Genomic DNA, 23,207 nt, shown 5'->3' with positions numbered 1-23,207 from the left:
GGCCATTCGGTTCATCTAAATCTGTAACATCTAGGGCCGTTTTGGGCAGCCAGGTGTTACAGATCGAGATCTCGCAAAAGCCGAGGATGGGCGCCGTCACCAAAACCTAACGCTTGCGACGCTTGGTCGCGGCGATGCCGGCCGCGGCTACGGTTGCGCCGGCGATGCCTAGGGCGGCGACCCTCATCGCGGTGGTATCCCCCGTGGTAGCCAGGACAGCAGCGCCCTTCTTGGCCTGCGTGGTTTTCTCAACCGTCTTGATCGTGGCGGTTGTCGTGGCCGGCTTGGCCGCGGGCTTCACCCCAGGCTGCGGCGTCGGCTTGGAATCCGGCGTAGGCTGCGGGTCGGGAGTCGGCGTGGCTTCGGGCGTAAAGGTCAGATCGGTATTGAGCCACAGGGTGTAGATCCAGCCGCTGTCCTCATCGGATACGCTATCCGCGACCTGGTAGCCGCACTCCTGGCCGTTGATCACCAGCTTGGTGTCGGGCGTAAAGTAGAAGCCGCGCGCGGACTTGAGGTAGATACCGTAGCGATAGGTCACGCCGGGCTTAAAGGCGTCGATGTGATTCGTGATGTTCTGATCCCAGAACTTCTGAGAGTTCACTTCGCTGCCATCGCTGCCCGTCCAGAACTCACACTGAGGAAGGGAGTTGGAACCCGTCGGAACGTTCGCCGTAAAGACCGGCTTATCGCCCGCCTTGAAGGTGGTCGTGGCGCCGTTGATCTCGATAACGTCGATGGCCCGCCATTCGTCGATCGGCTGCTCGCACAGCATATTGTCAGCGTTTGGCGCGAAGACGCCGTTGACGGTCTTGATGTGGTGCGCCCAATGACCGTTGACGTACATCATGCAGTCATCGGCCACGGTATTGTCGCCCTTGAGCCTCAGCTCAACGGAGTACATGTAGAACTTGCCCTCCTCGAAGTGGTCAATCTTCTTCATGCCCGGCGTGTACTTTGCGGGGTCGGAATACCAGAAGGCAATGGGCTTGAGCTCCGCAGGGTCGCTGCCATCCATCTCTTCCCAGCACTCATAGGCGATCTCATACTTATCGGCATCGGCGGCAGGAATCGTCGCGGTCGCACGCGGCGCCTCGCCGGGCGCGTAGTCGGTTTTCACATCGTTGACGTTTAGATTCTCAAGAGCTTCGTTTTCCGACGAAGCAGGCATCGTAATTGTTTTAATAGCAGGGACATACAGGAATTCTCCGCTTAGACTCGACTTTACGGTTTCCCCGTTTACGGTAACAACGGTTTCATCGCTGAAGGAATATCCGTCTTTTGGCTTCAGCATAAGAGAATACACGTACTCTTTCCCGCTTTTAAACTTTGTAATAGTCGGCAGGGAACCATGTGAGCCGTTATCGGAATACCAGGCAGCAACGGGTTCGTTGTTTTCAAATTCCTGCCAGCATTCATAAGCGATTTCGTATTTATCTGCATCGTAGTTAGGGACACCTGCCGTCGCCTGCGGACCAGTATCCAGCTGCCAATTGAAGTTCGTATTCTGAACATTGGCAAAGGAGATGGATTCCGATTCTGATTCCGCTGCCGGGATAACAAGGCACGCCCTCTCGTAGACATGGGTGCGGGTGTAGTAGTCATCCCGGATCTCGTTAATAGTGGGTTTCCCGGTCGCCTCGGTGTCTCCTTTAAAGGCGTCGTCCGGATCACCGATGATGATATTCCCGGGCTCTGTACCCGTATACGTAAGCTTGGATCCATCATAGGTGGTCGTCATCTTGGACTTATTCTCCTTGTACTCCGTAAAGTACTTCTGTTCCTCCTTCTGTCTCTGAATCTTGCTGATATCCAGGGTAAGCGTTGTTTTATTGCTCGCACTGTCATACGCCGCATGGACGATCAAGTCCCCCAGGCCGATAAAAGTCAAAGCGCTACCATCGAGAGCAGACTGGTCTCCATCTACAAGGGCAATCCCCTTCACATACTCAATCGTTTCTTCTTTCTTGATGTCGGTGTAATTGTTCCGCACCGTAATATTGACCCTAACGCCGCTGCCGCCAACAACATCGGTCACACCGCAGGGCATGATGGCGTCATTCGCCGGCGTGGCGGCGTTATCGCTGAGAGTGTTTTGCTCAGCGGGTGCCGCATCGCTAGATTCATCGGCGGTGCCAGCCGGAGTCGTCTGCTGAGGTTCAGCGACGGTTTGTACCGTCGGGGCAGCATCGGTTGCAGGCGCGGTCGAAGCAGCTGGTGCGGTCGTCGCAGCCGCATCCTCCGCAACCGCCGGCGTCACCGGAGCCGCGGCAACCTCGTCCGTCCCAGCGGCGGGATCGGCGCATTCCGTCGCCAGCGCCACGCTCGGCAGCAGCAGCTGGCCGGCCATAAGCGCACACGCGCCGACGCACGCGATTTTGACACCCACACAACGCCAGGTACCGTGAACCAGCGAGCAGGTACGCTCACGCTGAGTTTGCTTATCAAAGTGGCTTCCGTTCATAACGGCCTCCTTGGTCGATGGGCCATACCACCACAAAGGTGCCTGTCCCCTTTGTGGTGGTCCTGTACCACCAAGATGTGCCAAATGACTCCGCACGCCTAGGTTCGTAGATGCGAACCTAGGCCTCTAACTGCGGTTTAATTCAATATGATTTCGCCATCGCCACACTCGTCCCAAGGACGCTACAATCGAGGACACAATCATTCGTCCACCCAAAGGACCGTCCTTGAACCTAAGCAAGCCTAAAATCAACGCGCTTCTGGCACTCGCGCTTTTTACCTTCGCCTTTCTTTCCGTCGAGTTTCGCTTCGACATCAATGTCGGCCTGCTCGCCGGCGCCGAGCGCGTTGTGCTCGCACAGGGCTTTATCCTTGGTGCCAGCGTCATCGGCTTTATCGGATATGCACCACTGCTCGGTCTCGCCCAACGCAAAGGCCAGCCCCAGGCAGCCGTCAGCGCCGCCGTTCCCATCGCCATCCTGGGATTGACCCAAATCCAGTCCCCCACGGGTTCGCTTGTGCTCGAGATTCTGGGCTGCGTGGCATTCTTTGGGCTCGGTCTGCTGGGTGCCGCAGCGCACCACGCCTTTTCATTGGCATTCCAGGATGATCCCAAGCTCGCCACCGGTGCAGGAGCGGCCTATGCCGCGGGCATCCTGATGCAGTTCGCCATCAACCTGCTCAATTGCGGCGGCATCGCAGAGCTCATCGTCCTTGGCATAGCGACCATCGCCATCTCCGCACTCAGCGTCGTTCCCCAAAAGGCCGCCGAGAGCTCCAGCCGCGCCATCAATCCCTTTGTTGAGCCCTCGCACGCCCTCGCCAAGCAGGCATGCTGGAGCATCGCGCTCATCATGATTCTTGCCTGCTTGTTCTCGACCCTGGACAACGTGGTCACGCTCTCCAACGCCCACGGCACCATTGCCGTGCAAACATGGCCGCGCCTCTTTTTGGCGGCGAGCGGCCTTGCCGCCGGCATTATCTTTGATCTTGCCGAACGCCGATACATGGGACTCGTCATGCTCGGCATCGCCGTACTCTCGACCATTTCCATCCTAGCCGTAGAGGCCGGGGCCGATCCCAACCTGGGCCTTATCGTCTTTTACCTGAGCTCGGGCTTTTTCGTCACGTTCTTCACCGCCACCTTTACACAGCTGGCACCGCGCATGCATGCGCCCGCCCTCTGGGCCGGCATGGGACGCGCCGCCAACAACATGTGCGCGTTCACTACATCGGGAATCTCGCTGACACTTGTGACCTCGGGCAATGTTGCTCTCATCATGATCGGTGCGCTCGTTTTGCTCGTCGCGGCTTGCGTGGCATTCGTTGCCGCCGGCCTGTTCCGTCTACCCCAGACCAAGCAGGAACGCGAACATCAACAGCTTGCCGAGGAAGCACTGGCAGCGCCGAGTATCGAAGAGCAACGCCAGGCCTTCATCAGCGACCACGGCCTCACCCCGCGCGAAGTGGACGTGCTGGTAGCCGTAACCCAGGATGAACGCCCGCTCAAGCAGGTCGCCGAGGAACTCGGCATCTCGATGCGCATGGTGCAGCGCCACCTGAGCTCCATCTACCAAAAAACCGACACGCAAACGCGCGCCGGTCTCACCAAAGCCTTCCCCTCGGCCTAAAACAAAAACCACCACAAAGATGCACTGTCCCCTTTGCGGTGGTTTTGATCGGCTAGCCTTCGAGCTGCGCCACTTTGTAGCGGTAGGCAGCGGCGATAACGTCTTTGCAGCCCTCGCGTCCCAACTTGGCGCGGTTGACGACGATGTCCTTGCCGCTCGTCATCTTCCACTTGCCGGCGCTATAGCGCTTGTAGAATGCCTCGCGCGCCTTCTGCTGCTGCTTGACCAGCTTGGCGCCCTTCTTTTTGTTAAGGCCACGCTTCTTGCGCACGATCTCGACGCGGTCCTCAAAGGGCGCGGTCACCAACACGGCAATGTGGTTGGGGTTGTTTCGCAGCAGGTAATCGGACAGACGGCCTTCGATAATGCAGCTCTCGGTCTCGCCCAGGTCCAAAATCACCTGGCTCATCTTTTGGAACAACTTGTCCGAGTACGAGCGCGCATCGTAGCGGTCGGGCAGGAACGCCATGTTCTCCACGGCCAGACGTTCGTCATAGGCGGCCATCTTATCGAGCGACTCGCCCGCGCGCAGAGACGCGCGCACCAGCAGCTCGTTGTCGTACAGCGGAATCCCCAACTCGTTGGCGAGGATGCGTCCAATCTCGTGGCCCTCGGCACCAAAGTCGCGCGCGATGGTAATGACCACAGGACTCTTCTTATTCACCAGATCGCTCATCGCGATTCCTTTCTAACAAATGAGAAATAGGCAATTCCTGATTCCCATTTTGTCACTTAGACCGTCCTGGTTTCCCAAGTGCGGCAGATTGCCCCGAAAGAGGAGCGCCGCGTACTAAATGTACGCAAGCGACGATTGAGGGGCAAGGTGCCGTGCTTGGGAAAGCCAGGCTATGCGGCTACGATGCGGCGTTGATATGCCCTCACCAGCAGCGAGATACCAAAGTTGAGCACGAAGTACATCGCAAACACCAGGCCGTAGAGCATAAGCACCTGCGACAGGTCGATCGCATGGGCCATCACGACGTTTGCCGTGTACATGAGCTCGGCCACGTTAATGCCCGAAAGATACGAGCTGTCCTTGATGACGGTCGTGCACTGGCTAAACAGCGCCGGGATGATCGTCTTAAACGTCTGCGGCAGAATGATGTAGCGCATGGTGGCAAAGAAGCCAAAACCCTGGCTCTGCGCTGCCTCAAACTGGCCGCGCGGAATCGAGTTGAGACCGCCGCGCACAATCTCGGCCATAACGGCGCTGGTAAACAGCGTAAAGGCGATGGTCGAAATCACAATGTCCAAACCCTGCACCGTAAAGTAGATAAACAGAATCCACAGCAGGTTCGGCGTGCAGCGGAACAGCTCGATATAGGCGCTCACCAAAATACGGAACGGGCGGGGTGCATAGCTCTTGACGAGCGCCAGCACCGTGCCAAAGATGAGCGAGAAAAAGATCGACAGCGCCGAGATCTCGATGGTCTTTACAAAGCCGCCCCAGATGTAGAGCAGGTTGGTCGCGTTGAAGATTTCCATGCGCTAGGCCTCCTCTACGTTGTCGAGCCCCAGCTCGGCCAGGCTCACACCGCGCGGACGCTCCTTGGAGCGGCGCTCGAGCCACTGCACCAGCATGGCGAGCGGAAAGCAGATGATGAAGTACATAAGGCAGCAGACGATGTACCCTTGCAGGTAGCCATACAGGCTTACGAAGTTGTCGGAGCGATACATAAGGTCGCCGCCGGCGACGAGCGCCAGCACCGACGTGTTCTTGACCAGGTTGAGCGCCTGGTTGCACAGCGGCGGCAGTATGATCTTGAACGTCTGGGGCAGCACGATGTACCAGTAGGCCTGCGCGCGCGTGAAGCCCTGGCTCTGAGCCGCCTCCATCTGACCGCGCGGAACGGCCTCGATGCCGGTGCGGATGACCTCCGAGATGTAGGCCGCGTGATACAGGCCCACGCCCAAAAAGCCCAGCACGAACGGTGCGATACGCACCGGCTGGTCGGCGCCAGTGATGGCTTGCAAAAACTGCGGGCCGGCCATGTACATAAAGAGCACCTGCACGGGCAGCGGGGTGTTCTGGTAAAACTCCACGTACACGCGGCTGATAGCGCGCAGCACACGCGAGCGAGTGGTAGAGAACACGCCCAGCAGCGTGCCCAGCACCAGCGACAGCAGCAGACCGGCAACGACCACCTGTAGCGTCACGCCAAAGCCCTCCCAGAAGGGCCCCATGTTTTGAAATGTCGTCGACCAACGGTCGGCGTCAAATAATCCTTCGAGCATTTGATTCCTTCCTTGGACGATGCGCCTATACAAGACCCCAGGTCTTGACCTCTTGGTCGAGCCAGCCGTCGGCCAGGCGATCGCAAATCACCTGATCGACCACGGCCGAAAGGTCGCAGCCCTTCTTGGTCGCCACGCCGTAGCCCTGCTCGCCAAACTTGACCTCGGGCTGCAGCAACTCAACGGTCTCGTTCATGTAACCGGCCAGCGTGGAGCGGTCCATGGCAAAGACGTCGATATTGCCGGCGTCGAGCGAACTCTTGATGATGGGGTAACCGCTAAAGGCCCTAAACTCGGGCTCGCAGCTAAAGCCGTTGTCCTTGATCATCTGCTCGATCAGGCCCTGCGTGGTAGCACCCTGGCTCACACCAATGACCTTGCCGTCCAGGTCCTCAATCGAGGTAAAGCCCGAACGCTTCTTGACCATGAGTCCCACGTAGTCGGTGCGGTACGGCGTCGAGAAATCCCAGCTCTTCTTGCGCTCGTCGGTGATGGTGTAGGTCGCCGCGACCACGTCAAGCTGGCCGTTATCGATCAGCGGGCCGCGCGTCTTGGGCGTTACGTCGGTAAACTCGACAAGCTCCTGGGCGCGGGCATCCTTGTAGCTCACACCAAAGACGGCAGCGGCGATCTGGTAGCACAAATCGACTTCCATACCCTCAAAGCGGCCCTTAGCGGTGTCGTAATAGCCGTAACCGGGAACGTCCTTCTTAACGCCGGCATTCAGATGGCCACGCGACTTAATGGCCGCAAGCTTGGACCCCTTGTCGGAGCCCTCGCCGCTGGCGGAGTTGCCGCAACCGGTAAGCGCGGCCCCCGTCAGCGTAAGCATACCGGCGCCCGCCAGCTGCAAAAAGTGACGGCGCGACACGGCCGCCCTCGTCATATCCGTCATGTCCATCACCGCGCCTAGTGCAGAATCTTGGACAGGAACTCGCGGCAGCGCGGGTTCTCGGGGTTATCGAAGAAGTGCTCGGGCGTGCCCTCCTCCAGAATACGGCCGTCCTCCATAAAGATGACGCGGTCGGCCACCTGGCGCGCAAAGCCCATCTCGTGCGTCACGCAGATCATGGTGATGTCCTCCTGCGCGAGCTCAATCATAACGTCCAGAACCTCCTGGACCATCTCGGGGTCGAGCGCCGAGGTCGGTTCGTCAAACAGGATGATGGGCTGCTTGGTGCACAGGGCACGGGCGATGGCGATGCGCTGCTGCTGACCGCCCGAGAGATTCTGCGGATACTCGCCGGCCTTATGCGCCATGCCAACGCGCTTGAGCGCGGCGATGGCGATCTCGGTCGCCTCCTCCTTGCTCTTCTTTTGCAGCTTGATGGGCGCGAGCGTCAGGTTGCCGAGCACCGTCATGTTGGGATACAGGTTGAACTGCTGAAACACCATGGAACTGTACTTGCGAGCCATCTCCAGGTGGTTCTTTTTGGTGAGCGGCGTACCATCGATGACGACCTCGCCCGACGTGGGCTCCTCCAGATAATCGACGCAACGGATGAGCGTCGACTTACCCGAACCGGAAGGCCCGATCATTACGAGCTTCTCGCCGCGCTTGACGGTGAGGTTGATATCTTTGAGCACATGCAGGTCGCCAAAGTACTTGTTGAGATGCTTGATCTCGATCATGTCTGCCATGAATGTCCCTTCCCTGCGTTTACACGAGTTGAACTATTGTACGGAAAGAACCACGTTTTCGCAGCCCACACTACATTCCCGTAAAGAACCCGCAACCTTCCACCCACTCATTGGGGACAGACTTAAATGAGTACCTGCTCATTGGGTACTCATTTAAGTCTGTCCCCAATGAGCACCGCCCAGCAAAAAAGGGGCGTGACCGCAATGGCCACGCCCCCTCAACATCAACTATATGCCGCTCGGCCCCTACGCGAGGCGGGCTCCGACGATCTTTGCTGCGGCCGGCTTGTCGAAGTTGCCGCCGGTTGCCTTGCCCAGGGCACCCATAACCTGGCCCATCTGCTTCTTGGACGTGGCACCCAGCTCGGCGATAACCTGCTCGATCAGAGCCTCGAGCTCCTCACCCGAAACCTGCGCGGGCAGCAGGCTCTCCAGAATCTTGACCTGCTCGGTCAGGTTGTCGGTACGCTCCTGGTCGGTGCCGGCCTTGATGGACATCTCCAGCGTCTCGCTCGTCTGCTTGATCAGACGCTTGATCATGCTGTTGACGTCTTCCTCGGTCACATCGCGGCGCTCGTTAACCTCGATATTCTTCACCTCAGCCTTGACCTGGCGAATGATGGACAGGCGAACCTTATCCTTGGCCTTCATGGCCGCGATCATTTCCTTCTGCAGCTCTTCGTTGGTCATCTGCAAATCCTCTCTAATAGCGTGGGCGGCACTCGCGCGAGCACCGCCCCATGATTACTCAGTCGTCGACGAATCGTCGGTCGAACTCTTGGTGACGCCCTTCAGACTCACGTTGTATGGCACGTCTTTGGGCATGGGGTTGACGGTAATGTCAGCGTCCTTCTTGTACTGCTCCAGCCACTCGCTGTACGCGGTGCTGGCCGCTTGCGTCTTCACCACGTTGGAGACGTACTTTTTGATGTCCTTGGGCACCTGCTTAATGTCATCAACCTGATTATCGACATGGAAGTAGTCGGTGCACTTGATGATGTGGTAGCCATAGGTCGACTCGACGACTTCGCTCACGTCGCCCTTGTTGAGTCCCTCGAGCGCCGTCTGGTAGCTGTCGACAAAGGTGGTGAGCTTATCCCAGCCCACATCGCCCTTCTTCTCCTTGGAACCGGTGTCCTCGGAGTACTGCTCAACGGCGTCCTCAAAGCTCAGCTCACCGGAGTTGATCTTGTCCAGGCACTCCTGCGCCTTGGCCTTGGCGGCAGCCTTGTCCTCGTCGGAAGCGTCGGAATCAACCTTGATCAGGATGTTCGACGAGCGGCGGGCGTCGTTGTAGCTGGACAGATTTTCGTTGATGTAATCGACAATCTCGCTGTCCTTGGGCTTGCTCGTGGGCGCGACGGCATCCTTGAGTTTCTGTTGCGCCAGACTCTCCTTGAGCGAGTCCTTGTAGGTGTCTTCGGTATAGCCGTAGGTCTTGAGGGTCTTCTTAAAGGCCTTGGCTCCGCCCGCGCTCTTGCACGCGTCCTTCCAAGCCTTCTCGACCTCCTCGTCCGACACCGTCACGCCGTTCTCCTTCTGTGCCTGTTGAAGCAGAATCTGCTGCGTGTAGGAGTCGATGAGTTGCTTGCGGTACTTCTTGGGAGTGAGGTCGTTGTCAACCAGATACTGCGCCCAATCCTCATCCTTGGTGTAGCCGTAGGACGTGCGCATGCTCATGATCTGCTTGGTCACGGTGTCCTCGGTGAGGTTGGTGCCGTTGATAGTTGCAGCAACACCGCCGGTCAGCTTGTAGCCCGAGGTGTCCTCGGCCTGCGACATAAGGCCGGAGCACGCCATCGCCGAGACGGAAAGCAGCATCGCCAGCACACCGATGACCACCAGGACGATCTTGACGGTCTTAGACACGTACGTCTTGCGCTGTTTCTTGCGAGAGCTGGAGGCAGCGCGGGCCTGCTGCTCGGGCGTCGGCGCGGCCTCGGAGTTCTTTTTCTTATTTGCCATAGTCGGCCTTTCGCATAACGAATCGAACAAACGCCATTGTGTCACAACGCAGCCCTCGCGGCACGCTTGGTGCATTGGGGACAGGTTAATCTGCACCATTTTGGTGCAAAGGGGACAGCTCTGGCAGCCGGCAGTTAGGGACAGTCCCCAAGTGCCGACTCAGCCCCACCTTAGAAGTGACGGCGGATGGCGTCGACCATGCCCTGGGACGTGGTCTGGCCGAGCACGTCGGCTGCGGCATCGGCATCCATAAAGATGTTCATGAGCGCCTGTAGGGCCTCGACCTGGCCGCCTGGCTCGGCGATGCCCAGATTGATGACGATCTGCGCCGGCACCGGAGCGCCCATGCCAGCCATGGCGTTAAATGTCACGGGCGCGGCGGGCTTCACCACCGCGATATAGGGCTTGGCCACAAACCCCGGATCGGTATGCGGAATGGCAATGTTTGCCGCCGGCATGGCAAGACCCGTGGGATAGGCATCCTCGCGCGTGCGAACGGCGTCGAGCCAACCGTCGGCAATGTAGCCGCGCGGGGCAAGCTCGCCCTCGAGCCGCGCAAACACCTCATCCGGCGTTGCACACTCCCAATCAAAAAACACCAGCTCAGGCGCAAACAGCGCTTCGTTATCCGCCATGCGCTCACCTCTCTCACCTAGCCATCGGAGACGTTCTTGAATGACCAGTCGTTAAAGACCGTCCCCGATAACTACCCAAAACAAAAGGTGGCCACGCGCGCCTTGGCGCCAATGACCACCCTGACTACTCGGCTAAATTGTACTGTGCGCCGCTAGCCGCGAGGCACGTCAATTGCGACCTTGCCGCTCTCCAGCACGTGAACACGGCCGTCGGCGAGCATCTGCACGACCTCGGGATACAGCACATGCTCAATCGCATGGATGTGCTCCTCGAGCGTGTCGACATCCCAGCCCTCCTCAACAGCCAGCGCACGCTGGGCGATGATGGGACCGTTGTCGTAAATCTCGTTGGCAAAATGCACGGTCACGCCGGTCACCTTGACGCCGCGCGCAAAGGCGTCGTCAATCGCATGCGCACCGGTAAAGCTCGGCAGCAGCGCCGGATGCAAGTTGACCACGCGGTTGGGAAACGCCGCCAGCAGAGGCGTGTGCACCATGCGCATGTAGCCGGCCATGACCACATACTCGCAGCCGCGCTCGAGAAGCTCGTGCGCGATGATCTCGTCGGCGGCAATAGGGTCGGCATAGACATCCTTGGACAGCGTGAGCGTCTGGATGCCCGCGCGCTCAGCGCGCTGCAAACCCTTAGCCGAAGGACGGCTCGACACCACAAGCTCAATCGAAGCGTTGAGCTTGCCGGCGGCGATCAGATCGATCAGCGCCTGCAGGTTGGTACCCGAACCGCTGATGAGCACACCGATCTTGAGCGGCTCGGCCGTATCGGTGCCGGTCGGACGGGTATAGGGCACAAAATCCAGGCCCTCGGCGGCAGTCATCTGCTCGTTAGCGCTCATCGGAGTACACGACCTTACCGGAACCCTCGACGCACTCGCCCACGCGGAACGGCTTCTCGCCCAGCGCGACCAGAGCCTCGGTCACCGCGGCCTCGTCCTCGGGGGCGACGATCAGGCACAGGCCAACGCCCATGTTGAAGGTCTTGCATGCCTCATTGGGCGCGAGCTCGGCCTGGCGCGACACATAGGTGATGACGGGCGGAACGTCCCAACCCATCTCGGCACCGTTGCGGGTGACCACGGCGTCGACGTCGTCGGCGAGCGCGCGGTTGAGGTTCTCGGTAATACCGCCGCCAGTGATGTGGGCAATGGCGTGCACCGGAGCGCCACCGCGCAGCAGCTCCAGAATAGGCTTGACGTAGATGCGCGTGGGGGCCAGCAGAGCGTCAGCCAGCGATGCGCCACCGAGCTCCTCGAGCGGGCGGCTCAGCTCTTCGGCCTTAGCGGCGGCCTCGGGCGTGCCCGGCTTAATGCCGTCGACGCCGATGACCTTGCGCACGAGCGAGTAGCCGTTGGAGTGCACGCCGGTGGAAGGCAGGCCCAGGATCACGTCGCCCGGGCGGACGTTTGCGGGGTCGAGCATCTTGGGACGGTCGACGACGCCCACGGTAAAGCCGGCAAGGTCGTAGTCGGCCGGAGCCATGACGCCCGGGTGCTCGGCCATCTCGCCGCCCACGAGCGCGCAGCCCGCGAGCTTGCAGCCGTCGGCCACGCCCTTGATGATCTTTGCCATGTGCTCGGCCTCGATGTGGCCGATGGCAACGTAGTCCAGGAAGAACAGCGGCTCGGCGCCCGAAGCCAAAATGTCGTTGACGCACATGGCGACCAGGTCCTGGCCCACCGTCTCGTGACGGTCCATGATCTGAGCGAGCACGAGCTTGGTGCCCACGCCGTCGGTACCGCTAATCAGAATCGGGTCTTCCATATCCTTAAGCGCGGCGGCCGAGAACAGGCCACCGAAGCCACCGATGCCGCCGATGACCTCGGGACGGTTGGTGTCCTTAACCATTTGCTTAATAGCGTCGACGGCGCGGCCGCCCTCAGCGGTATCGACGCCGGCATCCTCATACGTCACATGCTTGCTGTCGCTCATCTGAGCCTTCCTCTCCCACTACCGTCCGCCGCGCGGGCGCCAAACGGTGCTCATAGTTGCGTTCATTTCGGCGTGTGCCATAACAGCACACGCCGTCATATCAACAAAACAGCAGGTAAAACCTACCAGAATAAACCTGTCCCTACATGGCAGGCTTTAGGCCTCGCCGTGCTCCTCTTCCCAGCTGCGGTCGTCGTATTTCTCGACCACGGCGTCGTCGTCAAAGTGCAGCGGCTTATCCAGGTTGCGGGGCTTAAAGCCCTCCATAAACTTATCGCGGCCAAAGCTCTCGGGAATCGCCACGGGGTAGCGGCCGGTAAAGCACGCATCGCAGTAACCGCCCTTGGGCATGACCTTAAGCAGGCCCTCGACCGAAAGGAAGGCCAACGAATCGGCGCCGATATACTCGCAAATCTCGTCGACCGTCTTGTTGGCGCTGATAAGCTGCGACTGCACGTCGGTATCGATACCGTAGAAGCACGGCCAGATGACCTCGGGCGAGTTGATGCGGATATGAATCTCCTTGGCGCCGGCGTTGCGCAGCATCTTGACGAGCTGCACCATAGTGGTGCCACGCACGATGGAGTCGTCGATCACGACGAGGCGCTTGCCCTCGATGTTGTCGCGCAGCGGGTTAAGCTTCATGCGCACGCCCATGGCGCGCAACTCCTGCGTAGGCTCGATAAACGTACGGCCCACGTAGCGGTTCTTGATAAGACCCTCGCCAAAGGGAATACCGCTCTCGTGCGAATACCCCTCCGCGGGCGGCAGGCCGGAGTCGGGCACGCCGATGACCAGGTCGGCCTCGACGGGCTCCTCATGTGCCAGCTGACGACCCATGTCGTAACGGCAGGCGTAAACGCTCTTGCCGTTCATGATGGAGTCGGGACGGGCGAAGTAGACCTGCTCAAAGATGCAGTTGGCGGGCTCTTCGGCTGCAGGCACGCCCTGCTCGGATACCAGACCCTCGGCGCTGATGCGCAAGATCTCGCCGGGACGGACGTCGCGGACGTACTCGGCGCCCACGATGTCGAGTGCGCAGGTCTCGGAAGCAACGACCCAGCCGCCGGCGCGCGTGACATGGACGGCGGAGTCGACCGTCGCGGCGCCGTCTTGCGAGGGCAGCTGCGAAACGGATGCGGCATCGGCCTGGTCCAGACCCTCGTCCACCAGCTTGCCCAGCACGAGCGGGCGAATGCCGTGCGGATCGCGGAATGCGTAGAGCGCCTGCTCGTTGATGAGCGTCATGGCGTAGCCGCCGCGCACGAGCTCCATGGTCTTGCGAATGCCCTCACGCAGATGACCCGTACGCTGGGTAAAGTAGCCGATAAGCTTGGTCGCGACCTCGGAATCCGAATTGGAGAGGAACGGCACGCCCAGCTCGATCAGCTGGCGGCGCAGCTCGTCGGTGTTGACCAGAGTGCCGTTGTGAGCAAGCGCGATAATGACGCTGTTGATGGTAGAAAGATGCGGCTGCGAGGCTTCCCAGCTCTTGGCACCGGCAGTGCCATAGCGCACGTGGCCCACGGCCAGCTGGCCGGAGAGCGTCGACAGGTCGGCGTTGGAGAACACGCGGTCGAGCAGGCCCAGGTCCTTGCGAACCATAACCGTGCCGCCGTCACCCACGGCGATTCCCGCCGATTCCTGGCCGCGGTGCTGCAGTGCACGCAGGCCAAAGTACGTCAGTCGAGCCACGTCGCGATCGGGCGCCCACACACCAAAAATGCCGCATTCCTCATGCAGCTGGTCGGAGTCCGGATCATACGTCGACATGGTCTTCACCTGTCCCGCGGCGCGCTCGGCCGCGTGGATGGTTTCTTGAGACATGGCATCCCCTCAGAGCCTCGTTATTTGGCGTTACCTGCCCTATTATACGCACGGCAAGACAAGCACTCCCGCGCATGAACAGCGCTTTTTAAAAGCCCACCGAGCTTATAATCCGTTTTGCAGCCAAACATTTTATTGGGCAACCGCCTCGGGGCCGACGATCCCGCATACTTCCGTTGCGACGCGTCTCGTCCACCGCTAGGGCTTACATTGCTGCAATTGGGTCGTTTGTCCTGTCTTTTAGCAGGTCGGCGGCGTATCCTTGTACCTACAGCAAAACGAGAAAGGTTCTATATGGATCGAAACGAACTCGACCCCAGCGTCCCCAGCGCCACGGAGGTCAAGAAGATCCCCCTCATCATTAAGGTGTACGCCGTCCTGTGCATCCTGTCCGGCGTGGGCACGCTCCCTTCGGTCGGCGCCTTTATGTGGCAGGTCATCACCGCGCTCATCAACGGCAACGCCGCCGCCAAGCTCGGCGACAACACGCTCGTCGCGGTCGGACTGATTGTCGCCGGCATCATGCTCTCGGCTGCCAGTGCCGTCATCCTGATCATCTTTGGCCTGGACCTTATCAAAAACCAGCGCCGCAACGCTGCCCGTCTGTCCTATATCCTTATCGCGTTTACCGTCGTCGAGCTTTTGGTTGACGTGATGCTCCAGGGCATCGGGCCCTTCTTGCTGCGCCCTGCCATCCAGCTCGGCATCCTCGTCGCGCTTTCGGCCACCGTCGACCCCACGCTGCGCCAGGAGCGCGAGCTGCAGCGCCGCCTGCAGGAAATGCTCGATCGCGACGCCGCCGCCGAGGGCATGCTCGGGCGCGATGAAACCGGCGAAGGCTACATTAAGCTCAACTACTTCAACCTGTTCTGGGTATTCTTTGTCTGCTGCATACTCGGCCTGATCGCCGAGGACATCTGGCACATGACGGTCGGCGACCCGGGCGTCTACCAGAACCGCGCCGGCATGCTGTTTGGCCCCTTCAGCCCCATCTACGGATTTGGCGCCGTACTCATGACCATGGTGCTCAACCGCTTCTACAAAAAGAACCCCATCATTATCTTTTTGGTGAGCGCGCTGCTCGGCGCAAGCTTTGAGGTGTTCGTGGGCTGGTTTATGCAGACCTCGTTTGGCGTGGTCTCGTGGAGCTACTCGCATATGAAGCTCTTTGGCATGCCCGATCCGCTCGCCGTCCTTACCGGCGGACGTACCTGCACGGGCTTCGCCTGCCTGTGGGGCCTGGGTGGCCTCATCTGGATCAAGCTGCTGTTGCCGAGGCTGCTCAAGCTCATCAACATGATTCCGTGGAAGAGCCGCTACTCCGCTACCGTCATCTTCACCATCATTATGCTGGTCGATGGCGTTATGACACTGCAGTCGCTCGACTACTGGTACCAGCGCGTCAACGGCACGGAGCCGGATATTCCCGTTGCGCAGTTCTACGGCAAGTACTTCGATAATGACTTTATGGAGAATCGCTTCCAGAGCATGACCATGAGCCGCAAGGATGCGACGCGCGTGTAGCGTCAACCGCGTCCAAAACGCAAAATGCCCGCCGGTATCACACGTACCGGCAGGCATTTTTATAAACGAGTCTTCTATCGACGCAAGCCTCTACGCCTCGCGCTCGACCTCACTCACGCATTCGTTCTTGATGGTGCCAACGAGTGCCTGCAGCGCATCGACCACGTGCGGGCGAATGTCCCCGCCGATGAGCACGAGCATGATGTCGTCACCCACGGCGAGCTCGCCGCTTGCCAGCCACACGCGCACATAGCCGATACCCGGCATCGCGCTCGTGGCCTCGATAGCAGCCTGCACCTTCTGAGCATCGAAGCCGAACACCATGCCGCCCACCTTGTGGCCCGGCGCCACGCCATCGGTCTCGACACCGCGCGCCTCGGACTTGGGCGTCGCGCGCACCACACCGTTATGCGTCAGATACATCCCACAGCCTGCCGCCGAAGCATCGGCCTTGGCCTCGCGCAGCCAAGCATCAACCGAAGGCATCGTTTTGCCATTCTCGAGCATCATTTCCCCTTTCACCGTCATTGAGTAGCCCATTATCTATTCCTCGACCGGCGTGAGCACCATGACGGCACGTGTGTTGCTCAGCGATAACGAACGACAGGTCACAAGCGTTACGACCTTGGTTGCCGAGGCGGCGCGGTCGCCTGCATCACTCGCCACTGCCGAAGCACCGTCGAGCATCTCGGACAGGTAGTTCTTGAGCCCGTCGTCGCCCTCAAAATTGGTCGTGCGCGCCTTGGCATACGTGTCCTCGACCACCTTGGTCGCCAGCGGTCGCAGCTTATACGTTACATCGCGCGTGATGTAATACACGTACTCGATGCTATCGAACGTCGCTTGGTCGGTGGTGTCCGAAATCACGTTGAACATCGACCCATCGTTCATATGGTGGCCGTAAATCGTGGTCTGCTGGTCAACCATTCCCGGCGCGGTGTCGTCGCTGTCCAAGAAGATCGCACCCGATGCATTGGACGTACCGTCAAACAGCGTGTTGAGGTATTTGGAGTTGTTATTGGTCTGCACCACGGGATAGTTGATGTTGGTTCCCGGCGCGTAAATCCAACCCACAACCTCGGGATTTGTCTGGGCAAGTGCATCGAAGTCGATAATCGGCACGCCGCTGGCGTCCTTATCGCTCACATATTGCTTCTCGATTTTCTGGTACGAATCGCTTGCCTGCTTATAGCCAATCTGAGCGTTGATAAAGATGGCGGCAGCGGCAACGATTAGACCGATGCCGATAATGATGAGCAAGATGGGGATAACGGAGCGGCACTTTTTGCGCGGCGGCTCGGTATAGCTCGACGGAGCAGCGCCCGACTGTTTCGTAGAACGCGATTCTTTCTTGGCCGTATCATACGACGAAGGGCGATATGCAGCTGGCGTATCCTGGCGATGATGGGACATCGGCGTTACGGGACGCGGCGCGCGCGGCTGCTGAGGAGAGGATGTCCGACCCTGCTGTGCCGCATGGGCAGCACCCGGCTTCGACGGATCGGGAATCTGAGAAGCCTTGAATCGTTTTCCCTGATAATCGGACATGGCTCTCCTTATACTGCGGTGAAACGGCGGAACGCCTAGGCGTCGGCCATCTCCTGCTTCATCTTCTCGATAACCTTGCGGTACTCGGGGTCGCATGCGCCCAGAATCTGCGTGGCATAAATGGCGGCGTTCTTGGCACCGTTGATGGCAACGCAGGCCACGGGCACGCCCGAAGGCATCTGCACCATCGACAGCAGCGAATCCATACCGCCCAGGTCACTCGTCTTCATAGGCACACCGATAACCGGCAGCGGCGTAAAGGCAGCCACGACACCACCCAGGTGAGCGGCCTTGCCGGCGGCGGCGATAATCACTTTGATACCGCGATCGGCGGCAGTCGAAGCCCACTCGTGGACCTTCGCCGGTGTGCGGTGTGCGCTCGCAATGACAAGCTCATAGGGCACACCCAGCGCCTCGAGCTCGGCGGTGCAACCTTCCATAACGCCCAGATCGGACTTGGAGCCCATGATGATCCCGACAACCGGCTTTTGATCTGCCATAAACAAAGACCTCCTGTTGAGAGCGGTGACGCGGCGGATCCGCGACCCTTAACTACTGAGAGTAGTATAGCTGCTCCCGTCCCTGCGGTCTGCTGGTGCCCCGCGGCGGTCTGGTGTTTTCATCTTCACTCCGGTTGCTTCGCAAAGTCGTTCAGATGAAAACACCAGACCGCCGCGGGGCACCCTCGACCTACCGGGGGTTGCTATGACGTACGTTGGCTGAATTATTAGTGTGGGCCCTGCCGTTCGTTCGAACGGCAGGGCCCACACTCATTTTCTATTCAGCCCTAGTCATCGCGCAAAGCCCCTTCGGCAGCACACGGTGCAACCGAGTCACCGCAGGCCGGGGCGGGAGGCGGACCTTTCTCTCGGAAAACTTCGCGAAGCCCAGTTTCCGAGAGAAAGTGTCCGGCTGCCGCCCCGGCCGGACAGGTCACACTACACCGTGTACTGCGGCAGGTCCTGCAGGGCGATGACGTCCATGCCCATGTCGTTGGCGCTGCCGTGACCCTGCTGGTCCTCGCGCACCGCCTCGATGGCACTCACGTACGTGTTGGCGGCAGACATCGCGGTCACGCAGGTCACACCGCGTCGCACTGCCTCGGTGCGCAGCAGATAGCCGTCGCCGCGCGAGCCCGGACCGTACGGCGTGTTGATGATCACCGCGATCTTGCCATCGGCGATGAGGTCGCCGATGTTGGGGCGCTCGCCGTCGTGCGGGCCGCTAATCTTCTCCACGATCTCGCACGTCACGTTGCCTCCACGCAGCACGCGCGCCGTACCCTCGGTGGAGCAGATGTCAAAGCCCAGGTAACGCAGGATACGCGCGACCGAAAGGATGTGACGCTTGTCGCGGTCGCACACGCTGATGAACACCTTGCCGCAGCTTGGATCGGGCAACTTGTAGTCAATCGCCAGCTGCGTCTTGGCGTATGCCTCGGGGTAGCTCTTGGCGATACCCATGACCTCGCCCGTCGACTTCATCTCGGGCCCCAGGATAACGTCGGCGCCCGGGAAACGGCCCCAGGGCATAACGGCTTCCTTCATGCAAAACCAGTCCAGCTGACGCTCGTCGCTCGGCAGGCCCAAGCTCGCGATGGAATCGCCCGCCATGATACGTGCGGCACACTTGGCGAGCGGCACACCGGTGGCCTTGGAGATAAACGGGACGGTACGGCTTGCGCGCGGGTTGGCCTCGATCACGTAAACGGTCTCGCCCTTGATGGCGTACTGCACGTTGACCAGGCCGCGTACGCCCAGCGCCATCGCGATGCGGCGCGTGGTCTCGCGAAGCTTTGCCTGCAGGCTCTCGCTAAAGCTGAACGGCGGGATGCAGGTCGCAGAGTCGCCGGAGTGAATACCGGCCTCCTCGATATGCTCCAGAATGCCGCCGATGTAGACCTCTTCGCCATCGCACAGGGCGTCGACATCGGACTCGATCGCGCCCTCCAAGAAGCGGTCCAGATACACCGGGTAGTCGGGGCTAATGCGCGCAGCCTCGGCCATGTAATCGCGCAGATGCTCGGCATCGTAGGCGATCATCATGCCGCGGCCGCCCAGCACGTAGCTCGGACGCACCAGCAGCGGGTAGCCAATGTGCGCGGCAACGGCCTCGGCCTCCTCAAACGAGGTGGCCTGGCCCGCCGGCGGATACATGATGCCCAGTTTGTCGAGCAGGGCGGCAAAGCGCTCGCGGTCCTCGGCAAAGTCGATGGCATCGGGCTTGGTGCCCATAATGTTCACGCCGCTCTCCTCGAGCATACGCGCCAGCTTAAGCGGGGTCTGGCCGCCGAGCGTCACCACGACGCCGTCGGGGCGCTCAACATCGATGACATCCATAACGTCCTCGTAGGTGAGCGGCTCAAAGTACAGGCGGTCCGAGGTGTCGTAGTCGGTCGAGACGGTCTCGGGGTTGCAATTGACCATGATGGTCTCAAAGCCGCGGGCCGCCAGCGCGTAGCTCGCGTGCACGCAGCAGTAATCGAACTCGATACCCTGGCCAATGCGGTTGGGGCCGGCGCCCAGGATCATCGCCTTGGGCTTGTCCGCCGGCGTGGTCTCGTCGGGAGCCACGCACTTCTTAGCATCCGGACTCGTGCGGTAGACGTTCTCGTACGTCTTGTAGTGGTACTCCGTGGCGCTCGAGAACTCCGCAGCGCAGGTATCGACCGTCTTCATGCTGGGAACCACGCCCAGGCCCTTGCGATAGGCGCGCACAAAGCGCTCGTCCGAGCCGGTCAGCGCGGCAATCTCGGCGTCGCTCGTGCCGTACTGCTTGAGCAGACGCATCGCGTCGGCGTCGATATCCTCCACACGCAGGCCGCGGATGCTCTCCTGAACCTGCACCATATCGTTGATGCGGTTGAGGTACCACGGATCGATACCGCAAATGGTGTGGATGCGCGCAACATCCCAGCCGCGGCGCAGGGCCTCGACCACAAAGAAGATGCGGTGCTCGGTCGGGGTTGCCACGGCCTGGGCGAGCTTATCGTCGCTCAGCTTGTCGGCGCCCTCCTTGCCACCGGCGCAAATACCCTGGTGTCCATCCTCCAGCGAGCGCATGGCCTTGCCAAAGGCCTCCTCAAAGGTGCGACCGATCGCCATGATCTCGCCCACGGCCTTCATGCGCGTGGTGAGCGTGGGGTCGGTGCCCTTGAACTTCTCGAAGGCAAAGCGCGGCACCTTGACCACACAGTAGTCGATCGTGGGCTCAAAGCAGGCGGGCGTTGCCTTGGTGATGTCGTTGACGATCTCGTCGAGCGTGTAGCCCACGGCCAGGCGAGCGGCGGCCTTGGCGATGGGGAAACCCGTGGCCTTGGAGGCCAGCGCGGACGAACGGCTCACGCGCGGGTTCATCTCGATGACGATCAGGCGGCCGGTGTTGGGGTTCACGGCAAACTGCACGTTGGAGCCGCCGGTCTCGACGCCGATCTTCTCCAAGATGGCGAGCGAGGCGACACGCATGCGCTGATACTCAAGGTCGGAGAGCGTCTGCGCCGGCGCCACGGTGATGGAGTCGCCGGTATGCACGCCCATGGGGTCGAGGTTCTCGATAGAGCACACGATGATGCCGTTGCCGGCGTGGTCACGCATGACCTCCATCTCGTACTCTTTCCAACCCTCGATGGACTCCTCGACCAGTACCTCATGGGCAGGCGAGAGCTCAAGGCCCTGGCTCACGATGGAGACGAGCTCCTCGTGGGTATGAGCGATGCCGCCACCGGCGCCGCCGAGGGTAAAGCTCGGGCGCAGTACGCAGGGATAGCCCACGCGCTCGGCGATGGCCTCGGCGTCGGCCACGCTGTAGGCATAGCCCGAGCGCGCGACCTCCAGGCCAATCTCGGCCATGGCCTCGTTAAAGAGCTTGCGGTCCTCGCCGCGCTCGATAGCGGCCAGGTCGCAGCCGATCATCTCGACGCCGTATTTGTCGAGCGTACCGTCTTTCGCCAGCTCGACAGCGGCGTTCAGACCGGTCTGGCCGCCCAGCGTGGGCAGCAGCGCGTCCGGGCGCTCTTTCTTGATCACACGCTCGATAAACTCGGCGGTGATGGGCTCGACATAGGTGCGGTCGGCCAAGCCCGGGTCGGTCATGATGGTCGCCGGGTTGGAGTTGACCAGGATGACCTCAAAGCCATCCTCCTTGAGCACCTTGCAGGCCTGGGCGCCGGAGTAGTCGAACTCGCAGGCCTGGCCAATGACAATGGGGCCCGAACCAATGACGAGGATACGCTTGATGTCAGCACGTTTCGGCATGTTAGTTCTCCTCAGTCTCGGTCGCGACAGTCTCAGCGAAATTCCAGCCGGCAAGGCGGTCCTTCGCGGTGTCGATGTCCAGGTAGTTCTCCTCGCCGTCCATGAGTCGCGTAAAGGCGGTAAAGAGGTAGTGGGCATCGGTGGGGCCGGGCGAGGCCTCGGGGTGGTACTGGACCGAGAAGCACGGGGCGTCGAGCAGCTGGATGCCCTCGGCGGTGCCGTCGTTGAGGTTCACATGCGTCAGGCGAATGCGGCCGAAGCGCTCGTTCATCACGACCGGCGCGATGCCGCGGCGCACCCAGGCGCGCAGATCGCCGTCGGCCGTATGCTCGGTCTCGCCGCCAGAGAGCTCGGGAATCAGCTTGCCCAGGCTGGGGAACAGCAGGCCAAAGCCGTGGTTTTGCGCGGTAATCTCCACGCGGCGGCTCACCAGGTTCATAACCGGCTGGTTGCCACCGCGGTGACCGAACTTAAGCTTTTCCATCTGGGCGCCGCAGGCCAGGCTGATCATCTGGTGACCCAGGCAAATGCCAAAGACCGGCACCTTGCCGATCAGTTGCTGCACCTGCTCGTAGGTCTCCACCACGGCATCGGGGTCGCCAGGGCCATTGGACAAAAAGACGCCGTCGGGATTCATGTCGAGCACCTGCTGGGCAGGCGTGTCCCACGGCACGACGGTAAGGTCGCAGCCGGCGCGGACCAGCCCCTCCAGAATGCCGCGCTTCACACCGCAGTCGTAGGCGACCACTTTGTGGCGGGCAGGAGCGGCAGATGCGAGCGCAAAGTCATGCGTAGCGGGCAGGTCGGCGGCTGCAAACTCGTGAAGCTCGGGGCAGCTCACGGTCTTGACCAGGTTCTCGCCCACCAGCGTGGGTGCTGCGGCCAGACGCCCGGCAAGCTCGTCGACGTCGAAGATCTCGGTCGAGATAATGCCCATTTTGGAACCGTTGTCGCGCAGGTGGCGCACCAGGGCGCGGGTATCGACGCCCTCGATGGCAACGATACCGTGGGCACGCAGATACTCCGGCACGCTGACGGCCGAGCGCCAGTTGGAAGGCGTGGCGCACATGTCGCGAACAATCATGCCGCGCATGGCCGGAGCGCTCGCAGGGCGCGCGGCGTCACCAGGGAAGGCCGACTGGACGTCGGTCTCGTCGATACCGTAGTTGCCGATCTGCGGATAGGTCATGGTTACGATTTGGCCGGCATAACTCGGGTCGGTCATGACCTCAAAGTAGCCCTCGAGCGAGGTGTTGAAGCAAACTTCGCCGGTCGCGGTGCCCTCGGCGCCGCATGCACGTCCATAAAAAATGGTCCCATCCTCAAGATACAGGATGCAGGGACCGCAGGTGCCCTTGCTGGTTTTGGCCAGCATACGCTGGCAAAGCTCGCTGGGCGCGAAGGTGCGGGCGGCAGCGCCCGCGGTATGGTTGTTCGCCATAATTCTCCTTCCCGGTCTCACAGGACCGGCTTAAAGGTGTGTAGTTAGGCCTCGCGGTATTGTAACCGCAAGCATGCCTCATGGCGTTAATTTCATC

At 60.6% G+C, this 23,207-nt stretch carries 19 protein-coding genes; 2 read left to right on the top strand and 17 right to left on the bottom strand.

The genetic code is table 11. From position 1 onward, the window contains the following. Positions 1–106 precede the first annotated feature (106 nt). A complete protein-coding gene (locus AB5750_RS05560) occupies positions 107–2,464 on the bottom strand; it encodes a hypothetical protein (RefSeq protein WP_368145731.1) in 2,358 nt (785 codons plus the stop codon). A gap of 226 nt (positions 2,465–2,690) precedes the next feature. Between AB5750_RS05560 and AB5750_RS05555 the strand changes: the two genes are divergently transcribed. Further along, entirely contained in the window at positions 2,691–4,094 is a 1,404-nt protein-coding gene (locus tag AB5750_RS05555; protein ID WP_368145732.1) for a helix-turn-helix transcriptional regulator, read from the top strand. Between the two features lie 52 nt (positions 4,095–4,146). On the opposite strand, the gene AB5750_RS05550 is transcribed toward AB5750_RS05555, so the two are convergent. From AB5750_RS05550 to purF, 11 genes are all read right to left on the bottom strand, one after another. Further along, on the bottom strand, positions 4,147–4,770 hold the full coding sequence (locus tag AB5750_RS05550; protein WP_195621621.1) for a cytidylate kinase-like family protein: 624 nt from the start codon (positions 4,768–4,770) through the stop codon (positions 4,147–4,149). Between the two features lie 170 nt (positions 4,771–4,940). Continuing rightward, positions 4,941–5,579, bottom strand: a complete 639-nt coding sequence (locus tag AB5750_RS05545) for an amino acid ABC transporter permease (protein ID WP_055285379.1) — start codon at positions 5,577–5,579, stop codon at positions 4,941–4,943. Positions 5,580–5,582: 3 nt separating this feature from the next. Further along, positions 5,583–6,329 carry an amino acid ABC transporter permease gene (locus AB5750_RS05540; RefSeq protein ID WP_035136546.1) on the bottom strand — a complete coding sequence of 249 codons (747 nt, stop codon included), beginning with the start codon at positions 6,327–6,329 and terminating at the stop codon, positions 5,583–5,585. A gap of 25 nt (positions 6,330–6,354) precedes the next feature. Next, positions 6,355–7,224 carry a transporter substrate-binding domain-containing protein gene (locus tag AB5750_RS05535; protein WP_368154940.1) on the bottom strand — a complete coding sequence of 290 codons (870 nt, stop codon included), beginning with the start codon at positions 7,222–7,224 and terminating at the stop codon, positions 6,355–6,357. A gap of 14 nt (positions 7,225–7,238) precedes the next feature. Next, the gene (locus tag AB5750_RS05530; RefSeq protein WP_022094215.1) at positions 7,239–7,970 is read right to left on the bottom strand and encodes an amino acid ABC transporter ATP-binding protein; all 732 of its coding nucleotides are present in this window, start codon (positions 7,968–7,970) and stop codon (positions 7,239–7,241) included. 246 nt (positions 7,971–8,216) lie between these two features. Continuing rightward, complete coding sequence (locus AB5750_RS05525; RefSeq protein ID WP_055310319.1) at positions 8,217–8,660, bottom strand: GatB/YqeY domain-containing protein; 444 nt, start codon at positions 8,658–8,660, stop codon at positions 8,217–8,219. A gap of 54 nt (positions 8,661–8,714) precedes the next feature. Beyond that, positions 8,715–9,935 carry a peptidylprolyl isomerase gene (locus AB5750_RS05520; RefSeq protein WP_368145733.1) on the bottom strand — a complete coding sequence of 407 codons (1,221 nt, stop codon included), beginning with the start codon at positions 9,933–9,935 and terminating at the stop codon, positions 8,715–8,717. Positions 9,936–10,105: 170 nt separating this feature from the next. Further along, on the bottom strand, positions 10,106–10,570 hold the full coding sequence (locus AB5750_RS05515) for a PTS sugar transporter subunit IIA (protein ID WP_368145734.1): 465 nt from the start codon (positions 10,568–10,570) through the stop codon (positions 10,106–10,108). A gap of 152 nt (positions 10,571–10,722) precedes the next feature. Beyond that, positions 10,723–11,424, bottom strand: coding sequence for a phosphoribosylglycinamide formyltransferase (purN, locus tag AB5750_RS05510; RefSeq protein ID WP_368145735.1), 702 nt, complete (start codon positions 11,422–11,424; stop codon positions 10,723–10,725). After that, entirely contained in the window at positions 11,414–12,517 is a 1,104-nt protein-coding gene (gene purM, locus AB5750_RS05505; RefSeq protein ID WP_117655823.1) for a phosphoribosylformylglycinamidine cyclo-ligase, read from the bottom strand. Before purM ends, purN begins: the two co-directional genes overlap by 11 nt. A 156-nt stretch (positions 12,518–12,673) precedes the next feature. Further along, on the bottom strand, positions 12,674–14,344 hold the full coding sequence (gene purF, locus AB5750_RS05500) for an amidophosphoribosyltransferase (RefSeq protein WP_022094211.1): 1,671 nt from the start codon (positions 14,342–14,344) through the stop codon (positions 12,674–12,676). Between the two features lie 294 nt (positions 14,345–14,638). Between purF and AB5750_RS05495 the strand changes: the two genes are divergently transcribed. Next, a complete protein-coding gene (locus tag AB5750_RS05495; protein WP_368145736.1) occupies positions 14,639–15,868 on the top strand; it encodes a putative ABC transporter permease in 1,230 nt (409 codons plus the stop codon). 90 nt (positions 15,869–15,958) lie between these two features. Here the strand turns inward: AB5750_RS05495 and AB5750_RS05490 are convergent, their stop codons facing one another. From AB5750_RS05490 to carA, 5 genes are all read right to left on the bottom strand, one after another. Next, the gene (locus AB5750_RS05490) at positions 15,959–16,378 is read right to left on the bottom strand and encodes a molybdenum cofactor biosynthesis protein MoaE (RefSeq protein WP_368154937.1); all 420 of its coding nucleotides are present in this window, start codon (positions 16,376–16,378) and stop codon (positions 15,959–15,961) included. A gap of 33 nt (positions 16,379–16,411) precedes the next feature. Continuing rightward, complete coding sequence (locus tag AB5750_RS05485) at positions 16,412–17,416, bottom strand: class B sortase (RefSeq protein ID WP_368145738.1); 1,005 nt, start codon at positions 17,414–17,416, stop codon at positions 16,412–16,414. Between the two features lie 35 nt (positions 17,417–17,451). Next, entirely contained in the window at positions 17,452–17,916 is a 465-nt protein-coding gene (purE, locus tag AB5750_RS05480) for a 5-(carboxyamino)imidazole ribonucleotide mutase (RefSeq protein WP_006235810.1), read from the bottom strand. 438 nt (positions 17,917–18,354) lie between these two features. After that, on the bottom strand, positions 18,355–21,669 hold the full coding sequence (gene carB, locus AB5750_RS05475) for a carbamoyl-phosphate synthase large subunit (protein ID WP_368145739.1): 3,315 nt from the start codon (positions 21,667–21,669) through the stop codon (positions 18,355–18,357). A gap of 1 nt (position 21,670) precedes the next feature. Next, positions 21,671–23,110, bottom strand: a complete 1,440-nt coding sequence (carA, locus tag AB5750_RS05470) for a glutamine-hydrolyzing carbamoyl-phosphate synthase small subunit (RefSeq protein WP_368145740.1) — start codon at positions 23,108–23,110, stop codon at positions 21,671–21,673. Positions 23,111–23,207: the final 97 nt, after the last annotated feature.

The organism is Collinsella aerofaciens (assembly GCF_040926185.1).
Classification (GTDB): domain Bacteria; phylum Actinomycetota; class Coriobacteriia; order Coriobacteriales; family Coriobacteriaceae; genus Collinsella; species Collinsella aerofaciens_BC.
This window is presented reverse-complemented; position numbering and strand designations above follow the sequence as displayed.